Origin of the sequence: Cognataquiflexum aquatile (genome assembly GCF_003316845.1) — a bacterium.
GTDB lineage: Bacteria > Bacteroidota > Bacteroidia > Cytophagales > Cyclobacteriaceae > Cognataquiflexum > Cognataquiflexum aquatile.
In genome coordinates, this window is record NZ_QMIK01000003.1 from 260628 (window position 1) to 287340 (window position 26713).

Annotated in this window: 23 protein-coding genes; 10 read left to right on the forward strand and 13 right to left on the reverse strand. The window is 40.8% G+C overall.

Annotated features, from left to right (window positions below; translation table 11 throughout):
* Window position 1 precedes the first annotated feature (1 nt).
* The 4 genes from DQW11_RS09955 to accD form a co-directional block, all read right to left on the reverse strand.
* The gene (locus tag DQW11_RS09955) at window positions 2-232 is read right to left on the reverse strand and encodes a cytochrome b5 domain-containing protein (RefSeq protein ID WP_113923925.1); all 231 of its coding nucleotides are present in this window, start codon (window positions 230-232) and stop codon (window positions 2-4) included.
* Complete coding sequence (locus DQW11_RS09960; RefSeq protein ID WP_113924214.1) at window positions 232-1383, reverse strand: formimidoylglutamase; 1152 nt, start codon at window positions 1381-1383, stop codon at window positions 232-234. Before DQW11_RS09960 ends, DQW11_RS09955 begins: the two co-directional genes overlap by 1 nt.
* A gap of 89 nt (window positions 1384-1472) precedes the next feature.
* A complete protein-coding gene (gene nqrF, locus DQW11_RS09965; RefSeq protein ID WP_113923926.1) occupies window positions 1473-2777 on the reverse strand; it encodes an NADH:ubiquinone reductase (Na(+)-transporting) subunit F in 1305 nt (434 codons plus the stop codon).
* 137 nt (window positions 2778-2914) lie between these two features.
* Window positions 2915-3757 (reverse strand): acetyl-CoA carboxylase, carboxyltransferase subunit beta, encoded by an 843-nt coding sequence (gene accD, locus DQW11_RS09970; protein WP_113923927.1) that lies wholly within the window; start codon window positions 3755-3757, stop codon window positions 2915-2917.
* A 228-nt stretch (window positions 3758-3985) separates the two neighbouring features.
* Between accD and DQW11_RS09975 the strand changes: the two genes are divergently transcribed.
* Entirely contained in the window at window positions 3986-5620 is a 1635-nt protein-coding gene (locus DQW11_RS09975; RefSeq protein ID WP_113924215.1) for a carbon starvation CstA family protein, read from the forward strand.
* Window positions 5621-5718: 98 nt separating this feature from the next.
* Here DQW11_RS09975 and DQW11_RS09980 read toward each other — a convergent pair whose 3' ends face one another.
* From DQW11_RS09980 to DQW11_RS10015, 7 genes are all read right to left on the reverse strand, one after another.
* Window positions 5719-6885, reverse strand: coding sequence for a DUF3179 domain-containing (seleno)protein (locus DQW11_RS09980; RefSeq protein WP_113923928.1), 1167 nt, complete (start codon window positions 6883-6885; stop codon window positions 5719-5721).
* Window positions 6886-8427 (reverse strand): phosphatase PAP2 family protein, encoded by a 1542-nt coding sequence (locus DQW11_RS09985; RefSeq protein WP_113923929.1) that lies wholly within the window; start codon window positions 8425-8427, stop codon window positions 6886-6888.
* A gap of 12 nt (window positions 8428-8439) precedes the next feature.
* The gene (locus DQW11_RS09990; RefSeq protein WP_113923930.1) at window positions 8440-9360 is read right to left on the reverse strand and encodes a transporter; all 921 of its coding nucleotides are present in this window, start codon (window positions 9358-9360) and stop codon (window positions 8440-8442) included.
* A gap of 198 nt (window positions 9361-9558) precedes the next feature.
* Window positions 9559-10002, reverse strand: a complete 444-nt coding sequence (locus DQW11_RS09995; RefSeq protein WP_232826717.1) for a hypothetical protein — start codon at window positions 10000-10002, stop codon at window positions 9559-9561.
* Window positions 10003-10460: 458 nt separating this feature from the next.
* Window positions 10461-13415: a translation initiation factor IF-2 gene (gene infB / locus DQW11_RS10005; RefSeq protein ID WP_113923933.1), complete on the reverse strand. Its 2955-nt coding sequence runs from the start codon at window positions 13413-13415 to the stop codon at window positions 10461-10463.
* A gap of 66 nt (window positions 13416-13481) precedes the next feature.
* Window positions 13482-14726, reverse strand: a complete 1245-nt coding sequence (nusA, locus tag DQW11_RS10010) for a transcription termination factor NusA (protein WP_113923934.1) — start codon at window positions 14724-14726, stop codon at window positions 13482-13484.
* Between the two features lie 5 nt (window positions 14727-14731).
* Window positions 14732-15202: a ribosome maturation factor RimP gene (locus DQW11_RS10015; protein WP_113923935.1), complete on the reverse strand. Its 471-nt coding sequence runs from the start codon at window positions 15200-15202 to the stop codon at window positions 14732-14734.
* A gap of 212 nt (window positions 15203-15414) precedes the next feature.
* On the opposite strand from DQW11_RS10015, the gene DQW11_RS10020 reads away from it, so the two are divergent.
* The 5 genes from DQW11_RS10020 to rodA are packed head-to-tail and all read left to right on the forward strand — an operon-like array spanning window position 15415 to window position 20873.
* Window positions 15415-16443, forward strand: coding sequence for a rod shape-determining protein (locus DQW11_RS10020; protein WP_084118681.1), 1029 nt, complete (start codon window positions 15415-15417; stop codon window positions 16441-16443).
* Between the two features lie 7 nt (window positions 16444-16450).
* A complete protein-coding gene (gene mreC / locus DQW11_RS10025; RefSeq protein ID WP_113923936.1) occupies window positions 16451-17284 on the forward strand; it encodes a rod shape-determining protein MreC in 834 nt (277 codons plus the stop codon).
* Window positions 17277-17798 (forward strand): rod shape-determining protein MreD, encoded by a 522-nt coding sequence (locus tag DQW11_RS10030; protein ID WP_113923937.1) that lies wholly within the window; start codon window positions 17277-17279, stop codon window positions 17796-17798. The genes mreC and DQW11_RS10030 overlap by 8 nt, the downstream gene beginning before the upstream one ends.
* The gene (mrdA, locus tag DQW11_RS10035) at window positions 17798-19597 is read left to right on the forward strand and encodes a penicillin-binding protein 2 (RefSeq protein WP_113923938.1); all 1800 of its coding nucleotides are present in this window, start codon (window positions 17798-17800) and stop codon (window positions 19595-19597) included. The genes DQW11_RS10030 and mrdA overlap by 1 nt, the downstream gene beginning before the upstream one ends.
* Before the next feature lies 1 nt (window position 19598).
* A complete protein-coding gene (gene rodA, locus DQW11_RS10040; protein ID WP_113923939.1) occupies window positions 19599-20873 on the forward strand; it encodes a rod shape-determining protein RodA in 1275 nt (424 codons plus the stop codon).
* Here the strand turns inward: rodA and DQW11_RS10045 are convergent.
* Both DQW11_RS10045 and DQW11_RS10050 read right to left on the reverse strand, forming a co-directional pair.
* Window positions 20870-21454, reverse strand: a complete 585-nt coding sequence (locus tag DQW11_RS10045) for an HD domain-containing protein (RefSeq protein WP_113923940.1) — start codon at window positions 21452-21454, stop codon at window positions 20870-20872. The genes rodA and DQW11_RS10045 overlap by 4 nt on opposite strands.
* Before the next feature lie 232 nt (window positions 21455-21686).
* Window positions 21687-22832: a hypothetical protein gene (locus DQW11_RS10050; RefSeq protein ID WP_113923941.1), complete on the reverse strand. Its 1146-nt coding sequence runs from the start codon at window positions 22830-22832 to the stop codon at window positions 21687-21689.
* Between the two features lie 38 nt (window positions 22833-22870).
* Here DQW11_RS10050 and DQW11_RS10055 point away from each other — a divergent pair, with 38 nt between their 5' ends.
* From DQW11_RS10055 to rho, 4 genes are all read left to right on the forward strand, one after another.
* Window positions 22871-23197, forward strand: a complete 327-nt coding sequence (locus tag DQW11_RS10055; protein WP_113923942.1) for a 2Fe-2S iron-sulfur cluster-binding protein — start codon at window positions 22871-22873, stop codon at window positions 23195-23197.
* A 6-nt stretch (window positions 23198-23203) separates the two neighbouring features.
* Window positions 23204-23785: a thymidine kinase gene (locus DQW11_RS10060; protein ID WP_113923943.1), complete on the forward strand. Its 582-nt coding sequence runs from the start codon at window positions 23204-23206 to the stop codon at window positions 23783-23785.
* A gap of 106 nt (window positions 23786-23891) precedes the next feature.
* Window positions 23892-24584, forward strand: coding sequence for a DNA repair protein RecO (recO, locus tag DQW11_RS10065; RefSeq protein WP_113923944.1), 693 nt, complete (start codon window positions 23892-23894; stop codon window positions 24582-24584).
* A 193-nt stretch (window positions 24585-24777) separates the two neighbouring features.
* The gene (rho, locus tag DQW11_RS10070; RefSeq protein ID WP_113923945.1) at window positions 24778-26631 is read left to right on the forward strand and encodes a transcription termination factor Rho; all 1854 of its coding nucleotides are present in this window, start codon (window positions 24778-24780) and stop codon (window positions 26629-26631) included.
* Window positions 26632-26713 lie beyond the last annotated feature (82 nt).

Genomic DNA, 26713 nt, shown 5'->3' on the forward strand with positions numbered 1-26713 from the left:
ATCATTCTGTCAAAAGACCTATTGTTTTAAATTTTCTGAATACTTCTGCGGTATGTGGGGCATCCGGTAGTTCGTCGGTAAGATCCTGTCCTGCCCAATGCTCATAATGCTTTCCGTTTTTCCAAAGTCTAGATTCTGAAACATCATAAATCTCCCCTTTGTAAGCTACCCATATTTCCGGTTTGTCCTGCCCGTTTCTGAGGGCCAATTGTTGCTTGGTATAAGTTTTCATCAAAGAAGCTTCAACTGGGCATTGATCCACCTTTCGGGTATTTCCCCTGACTGGGCCATTTGATAGTCTTGGTAGCTACAGGGAATGATGGTGTTTCGATCATATTTGAACTGATCTTGATGTGGGATTTCCATCCACCATTTTTCACTCCTCTTGCTTTTATAGAATATCAGTGTGGAAGGTTTTAGGTCCAAAGATACGGTATATTTGATATAGTCATTTCCCTTGAAAGACAGGGTATCTTTTCTGTCATAAAATCCCTCTATGAAATACCAAATCATCGTTGCAATGACAGAAGCGGTCTTGTTTTTGTTGTCGTCATAGTAAGGCTGGTATCCAAAAATCCCAAATGAGGAAAGTTTTTCATTCATCCCAGCAAACTTACTGATCTGACAAGCCTCTTCTCCCGAAAGCCCAAATGGCTGTGCATCGGCGGCCCCGGGGGCATCTGAAGATTGGATCGCACAGATGTCAAAGCTCAGCAAATCTGCATTCCGGATAATTGGCTCAATTTCTTTAAAATTACTTCTTACATGCCCGAGTCGGACATGGTCAAAATAGAGTTTTTCCATCACCCCTGTTAGGTCCTTATCTACCAGAAAACTCTGGTAGCCGACATGGCTGTAATTGAATAAAAAGTTTGGTTGGTGTAATATGATTTCCTGGGAATGGTTATCAGAAGGCATCCCTTCCTCTTCCATGTCTACCTTAGCATCCACTGTGACCATGGAAACAAGTTTTTCCAGGTTTTGGTAAGAAAGGTATTGCCCCAAGTCTAAGTCGTGGGTCCCGCCAATAAAGACCGGTAGTATCTGTTTTTTGATCAAGTACTCACCAACTGTGGCCATTGCCTGAAGGGATTCTTCTCTCGTACTTCCTCTCTTCAAATCACCCAAGTCAGCTATTTTGTAAAGTCCATGGCCTTTTTTTAAGTGGAAAAGTTTATCACGGATTTCGGAAGCACTTCTTTCTATACTTTCACTTTTTGCCATTCCGCGGTTTTCGCTGAGTCCAATAATGGCTATTTGTAATCCTTTCAAATCAGGAAAGGTTTCTCCATGAAAATGTATGAAATTGAAAAATGAATTGGAGCTATAAGTTTGGGTGGTGATGAATTCAGGAATCGGATCAAAGTATTGTCGAATATTCATGGACATGTTTTAAAGGCTATCCAAAAATAATTAAAAAATCCAGAGGGAAATAAAAAAGTCCCGCTATTGCGGGACTCTAAATTTTAGGATTAACCTCCAAAGTCATCAAATCTGATATTCTCTTTTGGAATTCCCATATCATCGAGCAGTTTCAGAACCGCAGCGTTCATCAATGGTGGGCCGCAGAGATAATACTCAATCTCGTCTGGTTCTGAGTGGTTTTTAAGATAGTTATCGTAAAGTACTTTGTGAATAAATCCTACATATCCATCCGCTTCACTGTCATCAATGTCAGTTTTGATCTTCCAGTTATCCTCAGGAAGTGGTTCGGACAACCCTATGAAAAACTTGAAGTTTGGAAAATCTTTTTCAATGGCACGGAATTGAGGTGTATAGAATAATTCCTTTTTGGACCTTCCTCCATACCAATAAGATACTTTTCTGTCTGTCTTTTCTGTGTGGAAAAGGTGGAAGATATGTGATCTCAGCGGTGCCATTCCGGCGCCACCACCTATGTAGATCATTTCTCTTTGAGTAGGATTGATGTGGAACTCACCATAAGGACCTGAAATGGTTACCTTATCGCCTGGTTTCCTTGCGAATACATAGGAAGAACAAACTCCCGGATTTACATCCATCCATTTGTTATTTGCTCTATCCCAAGGTGGTGTTGCTATACGGATAGTCAGCATGACAATGTTTCCTTCAGCAGGGTGATTGGCCATAGAGTATGCCCTGAAGAGCTCTTCATCATTTTTCATCACCAAATCCCACAAACCGAATTTGTCCCAATCACTCTTATAAACATCGGCAGGGTGACCCAAGTCCGGATGTGGAGTGATATCCATATCCTTGAATTTGACTGTTGTCACAGGAACATCGATCTGGATATATCCACCGGATTCGAAGTGAAGGATTTCGCCTTCAGGCAATTTCACCTTGAATTCCTTGATGAATGTAGATACGTTGTAGTTAGAAATAACTTCACATTCCCATTTTTTGATTCCGAAGATTTCTTCAGGAATCCTGATTTTCATGTCTTGCTTCACCTTGACTTGGCAAGAGAGCCTCACGTTGCCTTGCCTTTCAGCTCGGCTTAGATGACCTTCTTCAGTGGGAAGGACTTCTCCTCCGCCTTCTTCGATGACGCATTTACACATGGCGCAGGTACCACCACCCCCACAGGCTGATGGCAAGAAGATTTTTTTGCCGCCAAGAGTGCTTAACAGGGTGGATCCGGCTGATGCTACAATTGGGTTGCTTTCGTCCCCGTTCACAATGATTTTGACATCACCTGAGGCAACCAACTTAGATTGTGCAAACAACAGGATAAAAACGAGCAGCAAAATGATAAGTGTAAATGCTACTATTGAGGTAATAATTACTGAACCCATTTAATGATTATTTTACTTTTTAATTTCAGTATTAAGCCCGATTTGGGAACACAAATATATTTATTAATCAATATAATCGACCAAAAAGACCCTGATTTTTGAGATTTGTCTTTTTTTCAATTTGAATAGATAACTTCCTAATTCCTGAGAAGGTTTAGAAGAGTCGTCAATCTGTTTTTCAACTGCCTCCTGTCGATGATGAAATCCAAGAAGCCGTGTTCCAACACAAATTCAGAGCTCTGAAATCCTTTTGGCAAATCTTTCCCGATGGTCTCCCTGATGACCCTAGGCCCTGCAAATCCGATAAGAGCTTCAGGTTCGGCGATATTAAAATCACCCAACATCGCATAAGATGCTGTAACACCTCCTGTGGTTGGGTCGGTCAAAAGTGATATATAGGGGATAGCAGCTTTTTCCAATAAGGCCAATTTTGCGGATGTTTTAGCCATCTGCATCAAGCTGAATCCCGCTTCCATCATCCTTGCCCCGCCTGATTTGGAAATCATCAAAAATGGAATTTTGTTTTTTAGGGAATAATCGATCGCTCTTGCGATTTTTTCGCCGACTACTGAGCCCATGGAACCTCCGATAAAATTGAAATCCATACAGGCTACCACAAGGTCCAAGTCATTCATTTTACCAACAGCTGTCCTGACGGCATCATTCAACTCTGTTTTTTGGATAGTTGCAGCGATTCTTCCTTTATATGGTTTGGTATCCACAAAATTTAACGGATCGCCAGACTTCATTTCGGTGTCAAGTTCTTTAAACTTGTTTCCATCAAAAAGAATTTCAAAGTATTCTTTGGATCCGATTTTGACATGGAAGTCATCGTCAGGACATACATATGAATTGTTTTTGAGTTCTCTGGTATGGATGATATTGCCTTGGGGTGTTTTGAACCACAAACCGTCTGGGGTATCTTTTTTTTCCTCGGTGGAGGTTTTTATTCCTTTATCTGTCCTTTTGAACCAAGCCATATTATATTTTCATTTAGACCAAAAGCTGCGTTTCGGGGAGTACAAATTTATAGCTATTATCCATTAAATAAAATTTGGGAAGGAACTTCATTTTTTACATCAGGTCTATGCACATGGTTTAAAGTAAGAAATTCAGTACTTATTATACTTCCGGGCTTAAAACCTGAGAATTATATTTGTTATTTGATTGAATTGAAAGAAATTCAAGGTTTATTAACCCAATTAAAAATGACCTTACCAGTTTTATTGATCATATCGGGAGTTATCCTTGTTGTAGCTTATTTTACTTACGGGAAATTTGCTTATAAAAAATTCGGTCTAGATGACAAAAGGAAAGCGCCTTCCCACCTGTATGAAGACGGGATTGATTATGTACCGAGCAAGCCTTTGGTAGTGTTGGGTCATCACTTTGCCTCGATAGCGGGGGCGGGCCCGATCGTTGGTCCAATCATTGCTGTTACTTTTGGGTGGATCCCTGCGGTAATTTGGATTTTGGCAGGAGGTATTTTTTTTGGTGCAGTCCATGATTTGGGCAGCATGGCGGCATCTTTGAGAAATCAGGGTAAATCAATCGGTGTTATTATTCAGAATAATATAGGAAGGAAAGGCAAGCAGCTCTTTATCATTTTCAGCTTTTCTACTTTGATTCTTGTGATTGGAGTTTTCTCCGATATCATAGCCAAGACCTTTGTCAGCAATCCTGGAGTGGCGTCTGCTTCTATTTTATTCATGTTTTTGGCCGTCGCCTTCGGATATGTCAACAAATTTTTTGGAAGCAACAACACAGCATTTGTCATCAATACCACGATCGGCGTGATTTTGATGTATTATTTTGTGTATCTAGGAATGCAGCTTCCATTTGACTTAGACTATCAGCTTTGGATTTATTTTCTGCTGGGATATGCTTTTTTAGCTTCAGTTACCCCAGTTACATTATTGCTGCAGCCAAGGGATTATCTGAATAGTTTTTTGTTGTATGGCTTGATGATTTCCGCGGTAATCGGCGTTTTTATTTCTAATCCTGAAATCAAAATGGATACTCAAATCCATATCAATGCAGACAATCTGGGATACTTGTTTCCGGTTTTGTTTGTGACCATTGCTTGCGGTGCCATTTCAGGATTTCATTCCTTGGTTGCTTCAGGTACTACCTCCAAGCAGTTGGATAAAGAAAGTGATGCCAAAATAGTGGGCTATGGTGGGATGTTGATAGAATCCTTTTTAGCAATTATATCTGTCGGGGCAGTGGTAGTCCTGAGTAGGGGAGAGTATTTGGACCGTTTGAGCTCAGAAGGGCCGGTAAGCTTATTTTCGACAGGATTGGGGAGTATGATTTCTACCCTTGGAATTTCTGAGCAGTTTGCTGTCGGTTTTGTGGCTTTGACGGTTTCTGCCTTTGCTTTGACCACCTTGGACACCTGTACTAGGTTGGCAAGATTTACCTTACAGGAATATTTTGAAGATGTAAAACATCCTGTTGGGGCAAAGATTTCCCAAAACAGGTACGTTTCCACTACCGTGGTAGTCATTTTGTCCATTTTATTGTTGGCTTCCGGGAGTTTTACTACCCTTTGGCCGATTTTTGGTTCCGCCAATCAATTGCTAGCTGCTTTGGCGCTGTTGACCATTGCGGTATGGCTGATCAGGCAAAAGGTCAATGCCACTTTTGTGACCATCCCTATGTTTTTTATGTTTACGGTGACGTTGACTTCTTTGGGATTATTTGCTTGGAACAACTTCCAAAACAATGTGTATATCTTGGCCATCATTGCTTCTTTGTTATTTGTCCTCTCTATAGCCTTGATCATATTGGCCTCAAAGAGTCTAAAGAAAGAAATGGCTCAACCTGTCAATGTAAATTAAAAAAACAGCCCCGGCTCATTATTTAAGCCGGGGATGTATATCAATCAAACCCTTTTTTTGGTAATTTTTTTAGTCGTTATTTTAAGTCATTTGGATAGCTAGGAATTTTTTTCTTTTTCCATTTTGTAAATCTCAGTTCGGGGATGAAATGTCCTCCAGCTGTGCCAGAACTCTTGGTAAGCATTGATTTTCTCCAAGTTTGGTGTGCCTGAATTCATGGATTTTCCGGCGAGATTGTATTTTGATTCTCCCAAATACAGGGTATCTTCCTTTATTTGGAAGTAATGAAAAGGTTCTCTTTTGAATGCAGCGTAGCTTTGCTTGTCTTCGGCCAATACCAATACAATGGGTTGGTTTCCTACAGAATCATGGATGATAATTTCTTTTTGGAGTCCGTTCCAATCATAAGCTTTGGAGACGCCATCTAAAGAAATTCCTACAACCCATGATTTTTCATTCCAGGAAATTGAATCTGTCTTGGTCAGATTGCTGGTGCTTTTTCCTTTTTCAAATTTCCCCAAGGAATCATATTTTGAAAGGAAACTTGGATCCGCTTTCATGATCAAACCTTCAGGATACAGTGAAAAGAAAGTGGCAGCTGTCATTTGTTCAGACTCAAGTTCGTCCAATGATTTTCCAGTTGATGGACCAACAATGGCTTCTCCTGTAGCTTGCTGCCACCAGCTTCCTGTCGTTTTGTCTTCAAACATGGCATTGAAATGGTCCATCCCAACAAGTCTGAATTCTTCGCTTTTGCTATCAATGATGGGAGAAAAGATCCGTCCTGTCCTACAGACATTACAATAGGTCACCATAATTGGCGTGCTACCAATGGAATCCCTTACCTGATGGTGGTAAGAAATATACCGGATCGGATAGGCTTTGGCTTTTCCTTCCTGCACAATCGCAACCACCAGACTGCTGTCATTTTCATCATAACTCTCTTTGTCATAAAAAGAGAGGTTTCCCGGTTGTTGAAACATCCTTTCTGCCAGCAACTCGAAATTGAATGTGTAAATGATGATGATCAATGGAACCATGAAAAGAAGGGGGATCCATTTTTTGGAAATAGAAAAGGCATTTCTTGCTCCAACCAAAATCATTATACCAAACAAGGCACGCAAAATCCAGCGGTTCTGATGTATTAAATAAGCAAACTCCACACTATCCCATTGCTGACTACCGGGCATGGGCATGATGAAATATACTTTCAGGATTTCCAGAAGACCCCAGGCTAAGATTCCTAAATAGAAGAAGGCTTTCATTTATTGGGCCCCATCATTTTTGGCCCTGTTGACTGCGTAGGTTCCGACATTTTTACCTTGGGCCACACCTACCTCAGCGTCAAAACGATAATGGATTCCTCCATAAAGCCTGGAAACTGCAGCTTCTTCGGCCCAAGCTCTGAATTGTGCGGCATCAGCCGGAAAGAAATGAGCGAGAACTTCTGCCCCTGCCGCAGAGAAAGTGCTATGCCCTGAAGTATAGGCAGGAAAGTTCGGAGTGCCCAGAATGGTTTTGAATCCTGCAATCGTCTCTATAGGTCTCGGGTAATGATAATAATATTTTGTATCCCAACATGCCACGCCTGCGTCCATAATGGCGGTGTTCATGTATGCAAAAATCCTTGCTGATCTGAGGGGATTTAATTTTGCTTTTACAATGGCTTCTTTGGCAAACTTGTTCCAGTGGCCGGGAGGAGTATATGAACCAAGGCCATCTTCCCACCAATTGGCGATTCTGCGTTGACTGATAGTCATATGTGAAGCAAACTTCCTCAGTTCTGCAACATCTTTTTCAAATTCCACTGAACCAGGAGCGGGTGGAGGTCCAGGTCTTACCTCTTCTACGGTGGGAACATTCCACATTTTAACTTTTCCAAAAAGAGGAGTCAATCCAACAGGTCTCTGTGGCGTTTCCATATTCTGCCATTTCCAACCGAACCTTTCAAAAGCGGCATTTGCAATCGAATCTGAAACTGGCTTTGAAGTTTGGGCTTTGGACATACCATCAGTGGAAGCCCGTTGTTTGGCTAATTTGACTACTTCTGTTCCAATGATATTACCGGCGGTGATGTCACTTGGGACGTTGATCCCGGCATGGACCAGACTGGCAAGATGCTCTTGGTACTTTTTTTCCAGATAAATGGCCTCAAGCGGAAACATGACAGTTAAAATTTCCTTCGACACAGTTGCAATGGTGGCCCCATCGGAGGGGTAGGAAGGAAGTTGGCTTGGAGAATAGGCCGGTTTTATGGAATTGTCCACCTGGTAAGGGGAGGGGCGGTTAAACTCGTATTTGTAGTGCCAAGCGACCACCAAAGCATCAAATTGAGCTACACTCAAATAGGCCAACATCCTGCTGGTGTAGGGGGGATGGGCAAATGGAAATGACGGCGGACCTACAGGATTGGCAGGATTTGGTAGTGTGTAAGTTCCGTCTGCATTTGGACCCGGGATTAGGTTGTATTTAGCAGCAAGTTCCAAGGCGATTTCATTCCATCTTAAAACTGGATTGTTGGTCCAATAATTTACGGCCTCGGTTTGGGAGGGTGTCAATCCTGACATTTGTTGCTTCACTGCATTCAGTTCTCCTTGGTAGGCTGCTGAACTTGTTGCCTCTGGCTGTGGGATATTAATTTGGGTAGGAGTGCTGACCAAGATTGTTTTCCATGTCCCACCGTTTTCATCTAATGTTTCGAATCCATAATCCTCGAATTCATAATAATTAGGTGTCTCTTCAATACAAGAACTGACTGTGAAGGTGAGTAAAAACAGATATGTATAGAATATTTTGAGCTTTTTCATAAAATGCTTTGATTAATAGACTTTTAACTGATAAGTAAGACCCAAACCAATGGTGGTGGCTTTTCCCATATTTCTGCCATTTATGGTTTGGTTGAAATAGGCCAAAGCACCTAAACCTTGATCAGATTTGATAAAGTATTGGACCCAGGCTCCTACCTGGCTGACTTCCATTTTATTGGTCGGTTGAGGCCTGTTATAGGAGCGGATGTCATCACCGGTCAGGCAGTTTAGGCTCATAAAAGTCGCCTCCATTCTAAGCCTGTTGTCAAATGCCCAATATCCTATGGCCCCATGAAAATTCAGGGCGTTAGGAACATTCATAAAAGAAGAATAGACACTTCCGTTCTCGTAATAGTAATCCCTCTCCACTTCGGTTTGTCCTCGCCACAGATAAGCAAGTGAAGCGCGAAAGACGAGCCCATTGTCCATTTTGTAGCCCCCAATTCCTCTAAGTCCAAGTTCAGGAGCTCCTGTTCCAAGACTAAATGGCATATAATCTGAGAGGTAATTGCCAACGGGTGTGCTGAAATGAGCATTGGTGAGGAATAACAATTTTCCATTTCCCAATTGTTTTTGAAGCCAATCTACTTTTACAGAAAGACTAAGGTCCTGAAAACCTGATTGACCGGACTGTGTACCGCCAGAAGCTTTTGTGTTGATATAAGGAACACTTGCAATGAGGTTTATTTTTTTGGTTAAACCCATGGCGATCATCGGCATTGCAGTTTGGCGTGTAAATGTGCCGATGTTGGCGTTTTCACGGAGATACGTGCCTTCCCAATATTGGTCCCAAGATGAATGCTCGTATATCAATGCAGCACAGATTTCGCCTCTGCCCATCATGACCTCATCCCAAGGAGTTTGTGCATAGGATGTGAAGGATAAGCCAAAGCATACTGCCAGAATAGCAGTAAAGCGTATAATTTTTTTCATTTCATTGTGTTAGGTTGAATGATACATTTTTTAATCCCGATTGTGAAAAAGGGGGATCTTGGACCATTTTAACTCAAGCCAAATTGGAAGCATCTTAATCATACATATTGCCAAACTCTCCTAAAAAGGAGTGCAAAGCGGCATAGCAATTAAGAATGTCCTTTTGGAATAAGAAAAGAGGTCCGAAAAAGAATGAATTCAGGCTAACTCTGGAGGTGGGGAATTGAGATGGTAATAATTGTTTTGGTAGGATGAAAAAATGAAACCCATGAAATTTTTTTCCAATTCGGTAGCAACCGCAGAATAATCAAAATCATTCAACGGCTGGGTGTAATCTTTAATAAATAACTTGACCAATAAAGAATTGCTCCCTGAATCAGGCAATTCATCCTGGACCAGAGAACTTACCCACTGCTTGATGGTATTGTCCAATATACGTTTGGCAGTATCAGGGACATAAACAATCTGAAGGGTGTCGTTTACGTATCTTTGTTTGATCGCTCTGAAAGTTTGCCCATCTTTTTCAAAGGAAGTATTTGTCGCCCTAAATTCTTCCTCTTCGGCCATATAGGGAACAGATAAAGGGATTTCCAATAACTTTTCTTCTAAGCCTTCCTGATTGTCGCTGTATATTTTTTCCATCCAATCGCTTTCGATTTGAAACTGAAAGGAAAAATACGCCACATAGTATCCGAAATGATACAATGCGAAGCAGCACAAAAGGAATATGGAAATCGTTTTTCTCAAGTGAATTTAATATGGGAATCTAAATTTAGAATTTTTTTCTAAAAAACATGAGGCTTGTCAGGTTTTTGTGATTTGGCGGGGAATTTTATCTGAGACCTATAAAAAATTCCATGACTACCCAAAGAACCAAAAGGCCAAATGTACATGATCCATAAATCTTAATGACAAGAAGCCTGTTGAATCTATCCAAAAACCATAAAACCAAAACAGGTCGAATCAGTCCTACAATTAGGCAAAAAAAGGAAAGGAAAACCAAGATTTGGATAAATAAGAGTAGGGCATTTAGCATATCATCAAAATAAAAAAAAGGAACAGTTTGTGCCGTTCCTTTTTTCTTGAAATATTTCAAAACTTTATTTTTTCTTTTTGATTTCCTGCATCATGTAGCCTTCCATGGTATCATCGATTTCGATGTCATTGAAGTTTTTGATGGAAATACCACATTCATATCCCGCTTTCACTTCAGAAACGTCATCTTTGAATCTCTTCAATTGGTCGATCTCTCCTTCATGGATGACAATACCCTGTCTAATGATTCTGATTTTGTTTTTCCTGGTGATGAATCCATCCGTCACATAAGAACCTGCGATGGTTCCGATTTTAGAAATTTTGAAGACTTCCCTTACAAGGACATTGCCTGTAATGATTTCCTCAAATTCAGGTTCAAGCATCCCTTCGATGGCATCTTTGATTTGGTTGATCGCATCGTAGATGATGGAGTAATGTCTGATTTCGATTTCTTCCTGCTCTGCAAGTTTTTTGGCATTGGTGGAAGGTCTGACATTGAATCCCAATATGATGGCATCTGAAGCAGAGGCCAAGAGTACATCAGATTCAGAAATCTGACCCACACCTTTATGGATGATGCTCACAGATACTTCCTCTTTGGAAAGCTTCAACAATGAATCGGAAAGTGCTTCTACGGAACCGTCCACATCGCCTTTGATAATAATGTTGAGTTCTTTGAAACTTCCGATAGCGAGTCGTCTTCCGATTTCATCCAAGGTAATGTGTTTCTTGGTTCGCATACTTTGCTCCCGCATAATCTGCTCTCTGGAATTGGCGATTTCTCTAGCTTCTCTTTCGGATTCGTACACTTTGAAGGTGTCCCCCGCCTGAGGTGCGCCTGCCAATCCCAAAACCTGTACCGGTGTGGATGGTCCTGCCTTGGTTAGCTTCTTTCCTTTGTGATCGGTCATTGCTTTGACACGGCCGTAGTGAGGGCCTGCAAGTATGATATCACCGATATTCAATGTGCCAGCCTGTACCATAACTGTAGTCACGTAACCTCGGCCCTTGTCCAAAGATGCTTCAATGACAGTTCCTACAGCTTTTTTATTGTAATTGGCTTTTAATTCCAGAATCTCTGCTTCCAACAATACCTTTTCAAGAAGGTCGTCTACGCCCAATCCTGTCTTGGCAGAAATATCCTGGGACTGGTATTTACCACCCCATTCTTCTACCAAGAGATTCATATTTGCCAATTCTTCCTTGATTTTATTAGGGTTGGCATTTGGTTTATCAATTTTGTTGATGGCAAAAATCATTGGAACACCTGCCACTTGGGCATGGTTGATGGCTTCTTTGGTTTGAGGCATGATGCTGTCATCAGCCGCAATTACAATGATGGCAACGTCTGTGATTTTTGCACCCCTGGCTCTCATAGCAGTAAATGCTTCGTGACCCGGAGTATCCAAAAATGCAATTTTGTGTCCATCGGTAGTCGTCACATCATATGCACCGATATGCTGGGTAATTCCCCCGGCCTCGTCAGCGGTTACTTTTGACCTTCTGATAAAATCAAGCAACGAGGTCTTTCCATGATCCACGTGGCCCATGATGGTCACAATCGGTGCTCTTTCTTGTAAGTCTTCGGCAGTATCTGCGATTTCCTCGACCTCAAATTCTTCATCAGGCTTGGTAAATTCCACCTCAAATCCAAACTCATCAGCGATGATGGTGATGGCTTCAGCATCTAATCTTTGGTTGATCGAAACGAACATTCCCAATGAAAGACATGCTGAGATGACCTCATTAACCGACACATCCATCAGTGAAGCCAAGTCGTTGGCAGAAATGAATTCAGTTACGCGTAGGATTTTAGAATCTTCGATTCCCTCTTGTTCTTCTCTATATCGGTCAGCCTTTTTGTCCCTTCTTTTCGATTTTCCACTACCAGCCTTTCCACCTCCCTGCAATCTTGCAAGTGTTTGTTTGATCTGATCCTGGATTTCTTTCTGGGTTGGTTCGGCCTTTTGTATCCGGTTAACATTTTGCTGCGGTTGACCGGGTCTTTGAGGACGCTGATGCTGTTGTTGTGCCGGTTTCCTATCCCTTTGTCCTTGTGGAGGATTTTGTCCGCCCTGAGCCGGAGCTTGACCTGCAGGTCTCGGTTTGGAAGCATCTGGACCTGGACCTTTGGTTGCAGGACCGTCTTTTTTATCTATTCTCTTACGAATTCTTTTTTTCTTGTCTTTTCCTTTTTCATCAGAAGAAGCTACTGGTTTCCCTTTTTTCTTCGATTTATCATCAGGAAGTTCAATTTTACCCAATACAGTAAGTCCTTTCAAAGCATCTGCTTTTGCCGCAATTACTTTTTCTTCCTGCTTTGGCTCAATCCTTTCAACAGGCGGCTGAATTTTTTCGACCCTTTCAGGTACCGGCTTTGGTTGGGGTGCTGTTTTTGGTCTTTCTTGGAATGGTGCTTTTTCAGGTCTCACTGATTCCTGAATTTTCTTAGTGTTGTCTTCAGTCTGAGGCTTCACAGCCTGAGGTTTAGGTTCCACTTTTTCTTGGACAGGAGTTTCCTGCTTTACTACTGGTGGAGTCGGAGGAGTAACAGGAACTGGTTGAGGTTTAACCTCTTCTTTTTTTGGAGCTTGCTTTTGAGCATCCAAATCAATTTTCCCTAAAACTGTTATCCCTTGTAATTTTGGAGCATCAATAGCCACTTTCTCTTGCGGCGGTTCTTCGGCTTTAGGAGTTTCAATTATGGGCTTTGCCGGTTCAGGTTTTTTGACTTCTGCAACTGGTTCTGCTTTCTTTTCCTCCTTTACTTCAGATTCTGCTTCGATGGTAAAGGTTTCATGATGCCTTTTGCCTATCGAAAGGTGGGAGGCCTCTTCCTTTTCCTGCGCAGAGGATTTAAACTCCTTGGCCAGCATATCAAATTGCTCCTGGCTGATTTTGGAGTTGGGATTGTTTTCGACATCGAAGCCTTTTTTAGCCATTGATTCTACAATCGTAGAAATACCTACGTTGAGTTTTCTGGCTATCTGGCCTAGTCGCATCGTTTTTTCTTCTGACATACACTAAAGCACTTTCTTAATTTGATGGCAAATATAGGCCAAATTATTGGGTAAATCTGACCTAAATTACTGTTCAAATTCTTGTTTTAATATTCTGAATATTTCATCAATTGTTTCTTCTTCAAGTTCTGTTCTTCTCAAAAGATCCTCTTTTGTAAGCGAAAGAACACTCTTGGCGGTATCCAATCCGGTTTTTTTCAATTCGTCAATCACCCAATTGTCGATTTCATCACCGAATTCCTCTAGATCCACATCCTCCTCTTCGTAATCGTTGAGTTCTCTGAAGACGTCGATTTCATACCCGACCAACCTCGATGCAAGCCTGATGTTAAACCCACCTTTTCCGATAGCCATTGAGACTTGGTCAGGCTTCAAATACACTGATATTCTTTTGTTTTCTTTGTCAACAGTAAGTGAAGATACCTTAGCAGGGCTCAAAGCTCTGGAGACATAAAGATCAAGGTTGTCTGTATAGTTGATAACATCTATATTTTCATTCTGAAGTTCTCTGACGATGGCATGGATACGGCTTCCTTTCATTCCGACACATGCCCCCACAGGATCAATCCTGTCATCGTAAGATTCTACAGCTACTTTTGCTCTTTCACCCGGTTCTCTTACGATTTTTCTGATGGTAATCAGACCGTCAAATACTTCAGGAACTTCATTTTCAAATAATCTTTCCAAGAAAATCGGAGATGTTCTGGAAAGTATGATTCGTGGGTTGCCATTCACCATTTCCACTTTATGGACAATAGCTCTGACGCTGTCCCCTTTTCTAAATCGGTCTTTTGGAATTTGCTCTCCTTTTGGAAGGATCAATTCATTGCCTTCTCCATCGATAAGCAGGGTTTCTCTTCCCAGGATCTGGTATACCTCTGCTGAGATTATTTCCCCTACCAATTCTTCATATTGGTTAAAGAGAAGGTCTTTTTCAAGGTCTTTGATTTTTTGGATCAAAGTCTGCCTTGCCATCATCACTGCCCTTCTTCCGAATTCCTCTAGCTCAATTTTTTCGTAGACATCTTCTCCAACTTCAAAATCAGGTTCGATTTTTCTGGCGTCGGTCAGACTGATTTTGTCAAAATCCCAAATATCTTCTGAATCGTCATCAACAATTTCTCTGATCCTTAAGATTTCAAGGTCACCTTTGTCAGCATTGATGGTTACATCAAAGTTTTCATCAGTTTCGAATTTTTTGCGAATCATCGCTCTAAACACGTCCTCCAATATGCGGATCATGGTGGGACGGTCCACATTTTTAGACTTTGCAAATTCTGCAAATGATTCTATGAGTACTTTAGCATCCATTTTGTTTATTTAAAAGAGACTAACACAATTGATTTTTTTATCTCGTCGAGCGGGATGGTGATTTCCCTGTCCTCAGCTTTTTTTCCTTTTTCTTTGATTTTGCAAAGTATTTTTACCTCTGCATTTCCAACTTCCATCAGTTGACCTTCCAACTCTTTTCCATCATTTAGGGTCAATTTCAATTTTCTTCCGACATTTTTGGTATATTGTCTTTTGGAAGAAAGAGGAAAATCCAGCCCGGGTGAGGAAACTTCCAAAATGTAGGCATCTGACAATAATTCCTTTGCTTCAATTTCCTCAGCGATCTGTCTGCTTACCTTGGCACAAGCCTCGATGCTGACACCATGGTCGCCATCGATAAGGATTGTCAACTGGGATTTGGGACCCTTTTCTACCAGCTGTATGTCTACCAAGTAGTAGGATTCGTCAGGCAGATGTTTGGAAACAATTTCCTCAAGTGTACTTTTTAAGCTCATTTGTTCAGGTATAGGAAACAAAAGAGGGGACTTGTGTCCCCCCTCGATTCTGGTAATACAGTGCAAAGGTAATAAATTTATTCCCACAAAAAAAAATTGGATTCTTGTAATAAATTGGGAATTAGATAATAATTTTGCCGACCCACGTTAGAAGTTACACGCTTCCTTGCTAAATTTAAAAGATTATCTATCATCAACTCAATCAAAAAATAATGGGATTATTCGATTTTTTTTCAAGTGATATTGCGATTGACTTAGGTACTGCAAATACCTTAATTATACACAAGGATAAAATAGTGGTTGATGAACCTTCCATTATTGCGATTGACAGGACCAATAACAGGGTCCTTGCCGTGGGAAAGGATGCGATGAACATGCACGAAAAGACGCATGAAAACATCAGGACAATCAGGCCACTTAAAGATGGTGTGATTGCGGATTTTTATGCTGCAGAGCAAATGATCCGTGGATTGATCAAAATGATCCCCGGCCACAAAAAGGGAATGTTCCCAAAATCACATAGAATGGTGATTTGTATTCCATCGGGAATCACGGAAGTTGAGAAAAGGGCCGTCAGGGATTCCGCAGAACATGCAGGTGCAAAAGAGGTGTATATGATTTATGAACCGATTGCAGCTGCGATCGGGATCGGGATAGACATAGAGAAGCCGATGGGTTCAATGATAGTCGACATCGGAGGAGGTACCACCGAAATCGCACTTATAGCCCTTTCAGGAATTGTGGCAGACCAGTCCATCAGGGTAGCCGGAGATACTTTCACCAAAGATATCCTCGATTACATGAGGAGGCAACATAACCTTTTGATAGGTGAGCGATCTGCAGAAAAAGTAAAAATAGCCATCGGATCTGCTTTGACAGAGCTTGACGATGCTCCGGAGGATTATGAAATCAGAGGACGTGACCTCATGACAGGAATTCCAAAGGTTATCAAAGTTTCTTATTCTGAAATCGCCTTTGCTTTGGATAAATCAGTTTCCAAAATCGAGGAAGCGGTTTTGAAGGCTTTGGAAATAGCACCTCCGGAACTTTCCGCTGACATTTATGACAATGGTATCCATCTTACAGGTGGTGGCGCATTACTGAAGGGTCTTGACAAAAGACTACACCAAAAAACCAAATTACCTATCCATATTGCCGAAGATCCACTGAGGGCAGTAGTGAGGGGAACTGGCACAGCACTGAAGAACATCAATAATTTCAGGACAGTTTTGATGACTTAATGGTTGGATGCAGCGGATATTCCTCTTTTTATACCGAATAAGGGCGTTTTTGTTGTTTGTATTATTGGAGGCAGTGGCGATTTCGTTGATTGTTTCTAATAATTCTCAGCAAGGCTCTGCGTTTTTTAATAGTTCAAATGAATTGAGTGGTTCTGTTTTCCAGACCCAAAGCAATGTTGTGGATTACTTTTCGCTTTCATCGGTCAACAAAAGCCTGGTGGAAAAAAACGCCCAACTTCTCACTGAATTAGAAGCACTTCGGAAACCGGCAGATTCTGTTTTTATTCCTCTTGACAGTGCAATGCTGGCTACCATGCAATTTAAAGGAGCAAAGGTCATCAACAATTCCCTTAGGCTTGCACAAAATCACCTGACTATCAACAAAGGGTCTAACCATGGTGTAAAATCAGGAATGGGAGTGATCAACGAACAGGGTGTCGTGGGAAGGGTTAAAAGCGTCAGCCGTAATTTCTCGACGATCATTTCCTTGCTTCACACAGATCTATTGGTATCCTCTAAGATCAAGTCTAATGATGTTTTTGGTTCTACCAAATGGGATGGGATAAATCCTGAGCAGGCAAAACTGATGTATGTACCCAGGCATGTGGTGGTCGCTTTAGGCGATCAGGTGGTTACCTCGGGATATAATTCCATCTTTCCGGAAGGTATTTCAATAGGAACTGTTATAGAAGTAAAGCCTGGTACTGACACCAATTACCTTGACATTACATTAAAATTGGATACCGATTTTTCAAGAATATCATACGTCTATTTGGTAGAAAGTTTCCAACAGCCGGAACTTGATTCCTTGTACCAATCAACCGGAATAAGCAATGAATAGTATAAGGGTAATCTCCATTTTGCTTACCGGGTTCCTTTATCTGGTGTTTCAGGTTTTGGTGCTCAAAAATCTTGTGCTTTTCGGTTCAGCTTTTTGTTTTTTGTATGTTACTTACATTATTCTTCTTCCAATTGATCTAAAGACAATTCCGACTTTGCTGATTAGTTTTTTTATAGGAATGGGTGTGGATTTGTTTTATGATACGCTGGGAATCCACACTGCTGCCCTACTTATTATTGGTTTTGTCAGACACCGTTGGCTTTTAGTATTGGTGCCTCCGGGAGGCTATGATGATGACCTTCAGCCAAGCTTGTTGAATATGGGCTTTGGGTGGTTTCTTTCCTATAGCATCCCACTTGTTTTGATTCATCATACTTTGTTTTTCTACATTGAAAGTTTAGGAACAGATTTATTCTTCACATCCCTTCAAAAAATAATTGCTAGTGTTATTTTTGTAACAGTAATGAGTATTATTGTTCAACTGTTATTTTACAGAAGAAGGAGAGGGATTTAATGAACGAGCAAAGGCCGATTACAATTATTATAGCCATTATCATTATCGGAGCAGTGCTCCTGACCAAATTATTTTTGATCCAGGTTGTTGATGACAGTTTTTTAAAAAAAGCGGAAAGTAATGCCATTCAAAGAGTAGTCGACCACCCCTATCGCGGTCTTGTATATGACAGGACAGGAAAGATTCTGGTATACAATTACCCCATATTTGATCTAATGGTCATACCAAGAGAATTTCAGGTGGGCGATACCACAAGATTTTGTGAGATTTTCAAAATCAGTAAAGAATATCTGGTTGAGACTTATACTGCCGCAAAAAAATATTCTTCAGTCAAACCATCTCCTTTGATCAAACAGATTTCGACCACGGATTTTGCTCGGATACAGGATTTTTTGATTGATTATCCGGGATTGTTTGTCATGACAAGGTCGGTTCGGTCCTACCCACAGCCAAGTGCGGCCAATGCGCTAGGATATATTGGGGAGATAAGTTCAAATCAGCTTGAGAGAGATTCCTCTAAATATTACAGGCAGGGGGACTATGTAGGACTAAGTGGCATTGAAGGATTCTATGAAAATGACCTTCGTGGCGTAAAAGGGGTGAAATACAAACTTGTCAATGTAAGGGGTGTTGACAAAGGATCTTTTAAAGACGGTGAATTTGATACCGCCTCGGTGGCAGGCAAAAATCTGGTTTCAACCATAGACCTCGTGCTTCAGGAATATGGAGAAAAATTGATGGCAGGCAAAAGAGGTTCAGTAGTAGCCATTGAGCCCAAAACAGGTGAGGTCCTTGCCATGATTTCCGCCCCGACTTATGATCCGAATTTATTGACAGGGGCTCTCTTTGGGAACAATTACATGGACCTGAACAGGGACGAAAGCAAGCCGTTGTTTAACAGGCCAATCATGGCCATGTATCCTCCGGGGTCTATATTTAAGATTGTCCAATCTTTGGTTGGCCTTCAAATGGGTGTTTTGACACCAAATACTACTTACAGTTGTAACCGATCTTTGGTAGCATGTCATAATCACCCAAGTCCTGTCAACCTATTTGGGGCAATAAGGAATTCCTGCAACCCCTATTACCATCAGGCTTATAGGGCCATGATCAACAGAGAAGTTTCAACCAACACCTTCAAAGACACTGAATTGGGATTGAATGCCTGGAGAGAATCTGTTTTGAAATTTGGCTTAGGATCATCTTTGGGTATTGATTTGAAAAATGAAAAAGGCGGTTCCATTCCGTCTTCTGTATTATATGACAGGATTTATGGAGAGGGGAGATGGAAGTATTCTACCATTTATTCCCTTTCTATCGGACAGGGAGAGATGCTCGTCACCCCTCTTCAGATGGCAAACCTTGCTGCCATATTTGCCAATAAGGGATATTATTATCCCCCACATATGATCAAGGCAATCGATGGTGACCCAAATAAAATCCCGGAGGAATTCAGGACTAGGAAAGAGGTTGGTGTGGATGCCCATCATTTTGATTTGATCCAAGATGCCATGGCAGAGGCAATCTACGGGACCGCGGCTAGAGCGGCTATTCCGGACATCACCATTGCAGGAAAAACAGGAACTGCCCAAAACCCCCAAGGTGAAGACCATTCTGTATTTATAGCTTTTGCGCCAAAAGAAAATCCTCAGATAGCCATTGCAGTATATGTGGAAAATGCAGGATGGGGTGGTAGGGCAGCAGCAAGTACCGCCAGTCTGATGATTGAAATGTATATCAGACGGGAAGTCAAAAGGCTCGATTTGGAGGAATATGTCTTGGTAGGGAAATTTATGTAATGTGAGACAAGACGACCTATACATCAACAAAATAGACTGGATTTCCATAGCTATTTATTCCGTTTTGGTAATAATAGGATGGATCAATATCTATGCGGCGGTCTATGACGAACAATCCATAAAAAGCATCTTTGACTTTTCCATTAATTCAGGAAAACAACTTGTTTGGATAGGTACCGCAGTTCTGCTGATCACTGTCATCATGGTGGCAGATTACAGGCTTTTCGAGAACCTCTCCTTAATATTGTATGGTTTTTTTATTATTCTGCTCATTATCACACCATTTATAGGAAAGGAAGTAAATGGACAGATACTTTCAGTTGGTTTTGGTGCATTCAGAATTCAACCGGCGGAATTCACAAAATTTGCCACAGCGCTTGCATTGGCCAAATTGATGGAGCGATCTACTTTTGATCTAAACCAATTCAAATATCAGCTTCAAGCGATAGGTGTGATCATGGTCCCGGTGATATTGATCATGCTACAGCCGGATACTGGAACAGCAATGGTTTATTTCGCTTTTTTCATAATGTTATACAGAGAGGGGATGCCACAATGGTATTATGCTTTTGGTTTGTCGTTTATAGCAATCACACTTTTATCTTTGGGAATTGAAAACAACTTATTCCTTGCCATCGGAGTAGGGGTAATCATTTTAATACTTATTTTATTAGGCAAAAAGAAGATTCCAAGAATCATCAGCTTACTCGGGATTGGGGTTTTGATTGTGGGGTATTCCTACAGCATTGATTATGTGGTCTCCAAACTTCCGGAGCATCAGCAAAACAGGATAATGGTTTTGTTCAATCCCAATATTGACCCCCTTGGTGTGGGATGGAATGTCACCCAATCAAAAATTGCAATCGGGTCAGGAGGATTTTTTGGCAAAGGTTATTTGGAAGGGACCCAGACTAAGTTTGATTTTGTACCGGAGCAACATACAGATTTTATTTTCTGTACACTTGGTGAAGAATTCGGGTGGGTAGGAAGTCTGGTGGTGATCGTGCTTTTTTGTGCTTTACTTATTAGATTGGTAATGTTGGCAGAACGGCAAAAAAATAGGTTCTCGAGGATATATGGCTACTGTGTGATTTCAATCCTTCTTTTCCACTTCATGATCAACATTGCCATGACTATCGGTTTGTTTCCTGTTGTCGGGATCCCGCTGCCTTTCTTTAGCTATGGTGGTTCATCGCTTTGGTCATTCACGATTCTGCTTTTTATTTTTATCAAGCTTGATTCCCATAGGATTCAGCTACTGAGCAGAATAGGTTAATAATTCTCGTTTTTGATAATGCTCTGAAGCCAAAACTGTTTTTTGGGTTCCCTGTTTTTTCTGGCAAAATCAGTATGGAAGGAATGGCTTTTCAAAAATTTGATCTGTAATTCTACCCAATCTTCGCGTGTTTTGATCACATTGGTGGATTTCAACTCCTGATAGAGTTTGCCGCTGATTTCGACATAATCTTTTCTGCCCAGATAATCCAGGTCTGAGTCGCATATGATCTTCTGAAGTTCAGTTTGCGGATTTTGGGGGATTTTGGTGGCCATTATCAAGCCCCGGACAATTTCGATATGCTTCGGATCCATTTTTAAGGATTCCATTATTTTTTTGGCCATATCCGCACCCACCTCTTCGTGGTTTTGGGTAGTGGTTATAAATCCCATATCATGAACCAAAGCCCCTATTCTGAGAAGGTAGGCATCAGTTCCCTTGATTTTTTTTCTTTTGATATATTGATTACACACACCCAATACGTCCAACACATGGCCGATGTCGTGATAGGTTAAGTTTTTTGGGAGTCCATTTTTCAATTCCTCCAATACTATGCGCCTTAGTTTAAAATAACCAGTCATTTTAATATTTGAATTGCTCTTAAAAAGTCAATTTTTTGTCCATTTAAATTGAATATTAATAAATATAAATATCAAAACTACATTTAGAGATTAAAATTTTATGAACCGGTAGATAATGATGTAAAAAGAAATCAATTTAACCATAGCAAGCCCGAGTCCAAAGAATGAATTTATGGGTATGATTGACAGTTATTTTTATGGATTCAGAATTTTATGACTGCAAAAAAATTTTTCATCCACGGACATCAAACTTCCTAAAAACCAGCTGTAGAAATTCATCGACTGCTTCGGAATCTTTGTTCCAGCCTAATTCTCCCACATACCTTTCATTTAACAGGTGGATAGCCTCCACAAAACTGTTGCATTCATCTATTGATTTTAATGCATGTTTCAAAAGATCAGGATTGCCGTCAAAAAGATCTTTTGTAAACATAAACCGTTGGTTAAGGCCGACACTTTCTGAAAGTTCCTTGATACTTCCTTTCATGATCGAATATTCCTCGGTCTCAAACCTCGCCCAGACTTTGGCAGGATCTATTCCCTGATCAGGCCGGATGGTTTTGAACAGTTTTTGCGAGGGAATATTTTCAAGTACGTGTTCCTCCTCCTGCCAGTTGTGATCCTCAATTTCAGTGTTGGATTTGCTTTCAAATTCTGATTCTTTGACATCCTCCAGCGTATCAAAGAAAGAACTGTCATTTATTTTTTCTAAGGGAATGGGATCAGATTTGGGGGTCTCCTTGACCGGAACATAGTTTCCATCAAAAATCTGGTCAAAATCCAGAAAGACTACCTGTCCCATGCTGTTCAGGAGTATTTTGTAGGATTCTAATTTTTCTTTTTGGTTCTGTAAATTTGTTTTTAATGCTTCTTGGTAGGCCTCATGGGTATAAGATAATCCTGCCTTATCGATCAGGTTGGTGATCAGATTGGTGTGCCACTTGATATATTTTTTATTTTCTTTGAGATATTGGTTGATTTCATTTCCTTTGATTTTGGCGAATTCTGCTTTGTAAAAATCCAACGGGCTTACCGCTAAAGAAATCGAATCCTTTACTGACTGGACAAGAATCGGCTCAAAATGGGCACGTTCAATCTTGATGGTGCGGGAAAGGACATTCATAAATTCCCTTAGCGCCTCATACACTGCCTTATCCCTGTAATCAAAAAAAGGATTGCTTTTGAGTTTTTCCAATTCCTCTTGCCAAGCTTCAAAGAGAGTTTTGATAATAAAAAAATTGACTTGAACGCTTGGTGTTAGTGTGATGATTTCCTGCCCCGTCATGTATTTTTTGGTGGGAAAGTATCCGTCACAAACTTTTTTACTGAATTCCTTGGCGTAGTTTTCTACGTAATTGCTGTTTAACTTAGCAGACATATAGATTTATCGGATTTTTTATGAATTAAGCACAAACCATGCTGAAAATTATAATTCAAAATTTATTCCATAAAGAGATCAATTCCCCTTATGGTGACCGTAAAGTTATTGATTTAATCCATGAAAACCGCATTGATTGGATGCATGCATGTGGAAAAAAAGGAAGATGTACCACCTGCAAAATCATAGTTTTGGGAGGAATGGGCAATCTCTCTCCACTCACTGACAAGGAAGAATTTTTCAAAGGAATTGGCAGGTTGGCAAGTCACGAAAGGTTATCTTGCCAAGCCAAATTGATGGAGGGAGAAATCCTCGTCCGCGTAGCAGAAGAAAACAAGTTTCCCCATATGGTCTACAGTGAATAGCACCCCATGTTTATAGAAAGTACGATTGGCAAATCCAGAAACCCCGAAAGAAAAGGACACATTGAGGTCATTTGTGGTTCTATGTTTTCCGGAAAAACCGAAGAACTGATCAGAAGGCTGAACAGGGCATACATCGCAAAACAAAAAGTAGAGATATTCAAACCTTCCATTGACAAGCGGTACCATGAAACAGACGTGGTGTCACATAATGACAATGCCATCAGGTCTACGCCGGTTAATTTTGCCGATGATATCATTCTCCTTGCAGGGGATTGCGATGTGGTGGGGATTGATGAGGTGCAGTTTTTTGACGACAGGATAATCCATGTTGCCAATGTCCTTGCAAACTCCGGCAAGCGGGTAATTCTTGCGGGACTCGATATGGATTTTGAAGGCAGCCCCTTTGAACCCATGCCGCAACTATTGGCAATCGCTGAGTACGTGACCAAGGTCCATGCCATCTGTATGAAATGCGGGGATTTGGCATCTTATTCATACAGACTTGTAGGAACCAAAGAGAAGGTTGTCCTTGGTGAAAAAGAGTCTTATGAGGCTAGATGCAGAAAATGTTTTCTCGAGAAACCATGATGCTGACAATAGTTGGGACAGCAATTAGATTCAACTTGAGGTTCTTTTTTGGGTCTTTTTCAGTAAATATTGAAAGAGCGTATCCATTCAGAAAACTTTTTGTCAAGTGAGACTAAAAAAAACAAAAGGCATCGTTTTATCCTATATCAAGTATAGTGAAACATCAATTATTGTCCGTATTTTCACCAGGGAGTTTGGGTTGAAAGCCTATATAATCAATGGAGCCAGGTCAAAATCTGCCAAAAGCAAAATGGCCTTTTATCAGCCTTTGACTTTGTTGGACCTGGTGATTTACGATAAAGAAGGCGGTAGCCTCAGCAGGATTTCGGAAGCAAAATTGATTTTGCCTTTCCAACTTATCCCTTTTGATTTTCTGAGGTCAGGCATTGCGATGTTTATGGCAGAAGTTATGGGCAGATCTGTTTTTGAAGGATACCAAAATGAGGAGTTTTTTGATTTTCTGGAATCATCCATCAGGCTTTTGGATGAAAAAGAAACTGTTTTGGTGCATTTTCCTTTGGTTTTTTTGTGGGAAAGTTCAAAATATCTTGGCTTTGCACCAGAGGATTCTGAATCGTTCTTTATAGAACTGAAGCAATATCCCCAAGGTCCTGATGTGATGGAAGAGGAAAAAGACTATCTCAAATCTATAATTGCCCAATCTTTTCTTTGTAATGATTCCGCCCCTTCCAAAATCAGAAGGAATATGTTGGACCATTTCCTTCTATTCTACGGGAATCACCTTGATTTGGCCTACGATTGGAAATCAGTAAAGGTGCTTCGGCAAATGATGTCTTAAAATAAATTGCCATCTCTTATGAAATATTTGTTATTTAATTATTGAAACCTTAATATTGCAACATCATAGTATCGCAAAGTCCTCCCCCCCTTGGATTTTACCTATTCTGAATCCCTTTTTCATTCAGTTCAGAAATACTCAAATTACATCATCACACATTCACACATCTTATTTATAATTCCATAAGCTTTTTATGTATAACATAGAAGAATTAAAAATCAGGCTACTTTCTGAATTGAAGGAAATTGCTGAAGAATTGGGCGTAAAAAACTTCAAAACGCTTAAAAAGGATGAACTTGTCTACGCCATCCTGGACCAGCAAGCCATCACTGACGAAAAAGCATTACCTAAAAAAAGGCCTACAGTCGTTGAACTGGAAGTCAGCGAGGTAAAGCCCAAACCTGAATCCAAAGAATTTTCTGAATCACCCCAACCGATCGCCCAGGAAAACAAGTCCAAATTCAGAAGAGAAAATGTCACCGCAATACCAAAGGAAGAAATTCAGGTAGAAGTAGAGGCAAAACCTATCAAAAAAATCGAGCAGAAGCCTATACCTAGAAATGAGGATAGACCTGCAAAAAGAACTGAAGAAAGACCCATCAAGAGATCAGAAGAGAAGCCCTTTAAAAAACCCGAGCATGTAAAGCACGAAAAAGCCGTAGTCATCGAGCCGGAAAAACCAAAGGAAAAATTGCCGCTTCCTCTTTTCACTCCTGATGATGAGAAGCCTAAGTTTATCAGACCAAGAAGAAAAGTAGTGGACGATCCGGAGCCGGTGACATTTAATTCTGCTTCTGAGAAACCTTCAGCCGCTTTCGATACAGAAGCGGAAATTCCGAAACGAAAAAATTTCAGGGATATTGAAGAAGTTCATATCCCTTCTGCAGAGGTTTTCCAAACTAAGAGAAAACCTTACGTAAGTGTCAAGGAATTTGAAGGAATAATTGAAAATGAAGGAGTTTTGGAAATCATGCCTGAAAGCTACGGCTTCCTTCGTTCCTTGGATTACAACTACCTCGCATCACCGGATGATATTTATGTATCTCCTTCCCAAATAAAGCTTTTTGGCCTCAAAACCGGCGATCATATCAAAGGATCTATCAGGCCTCCAAAAGAAGGAGAGAAATATTTTGCGCTGCTTAAAGTCATTACCGTCAACGGGAAAACCTCCGAAGAGATCCGGGACAGGGTTCCTTTTGAATACCTCACACCGCTTTTTCCGGAAGAAAGACTGAAGCTTGCCACCAAGCATGACAATTATTCCACAAGAATATTGGACCTATTTGCTCCTATAGGAAAAGGACAGAGAGGCATGATCGTAGCCCAGCCAAAAACCGGTAAGACCATGCTTTTGCAACAAATAGCAAATGCGATTTCAGAAAATCATCCTGAAGTCCATTTGATGATTCTTTTGATTGACGAAAGACCAGAAGAAGTTACCGACATGGCCAGGTCTGTAAAGGCAGAAGTCATTTCTTCAACTTTCGATGAACAGGCTGAAAGACACGTTAAAGTGGCTTCCATCGTTTTGGAAAAAGCAAAAAGAATGGTAGAATGCGGGCATGATGTGGTCATCCTTTTGGATTCCATTACCAGACTTGCGAGGGCATACAATACTGTCGTACCAAGTTCAGGCAAGATCCTTTCAGGAGGTGTGGACGCCAATGCACTACACAAGCCAAAGAGATTCTTTGGTGCTGCGAGAAATGTTGAAAACGGTGGTTCCTTGACCATTATCGCTACCGCCTTGGTAGAGACAGGTTCAAAAATGGACGAGGTGATTTTTGAGGAATTCAAAGGAACAGGCAACATGGAATTGGCTTTGGACAGGAAACTTTCAAATAGAAGGATTTACCCTGCCATCGACGTGACAGGTTCAGGTACGAGAAGAGAAGAACTCCTGATGGACAAAGAAGAAATGCAGCGTGTCTGGATTTTGAGAAAATTGATGTCTGATATGACTTCACAAGAAGCCATGGAATTCCTTCTTCAAAGAATGAAAGGAACTAGAGATAATATTGAGTTTCTGATCAGTATGAACGGATAACGTTGAAATACAACATATTTGTAAATGCCCTTATCCATGATGGATAAGGGCATTTTTTTTTGATTAAAAAATGGATTTCATA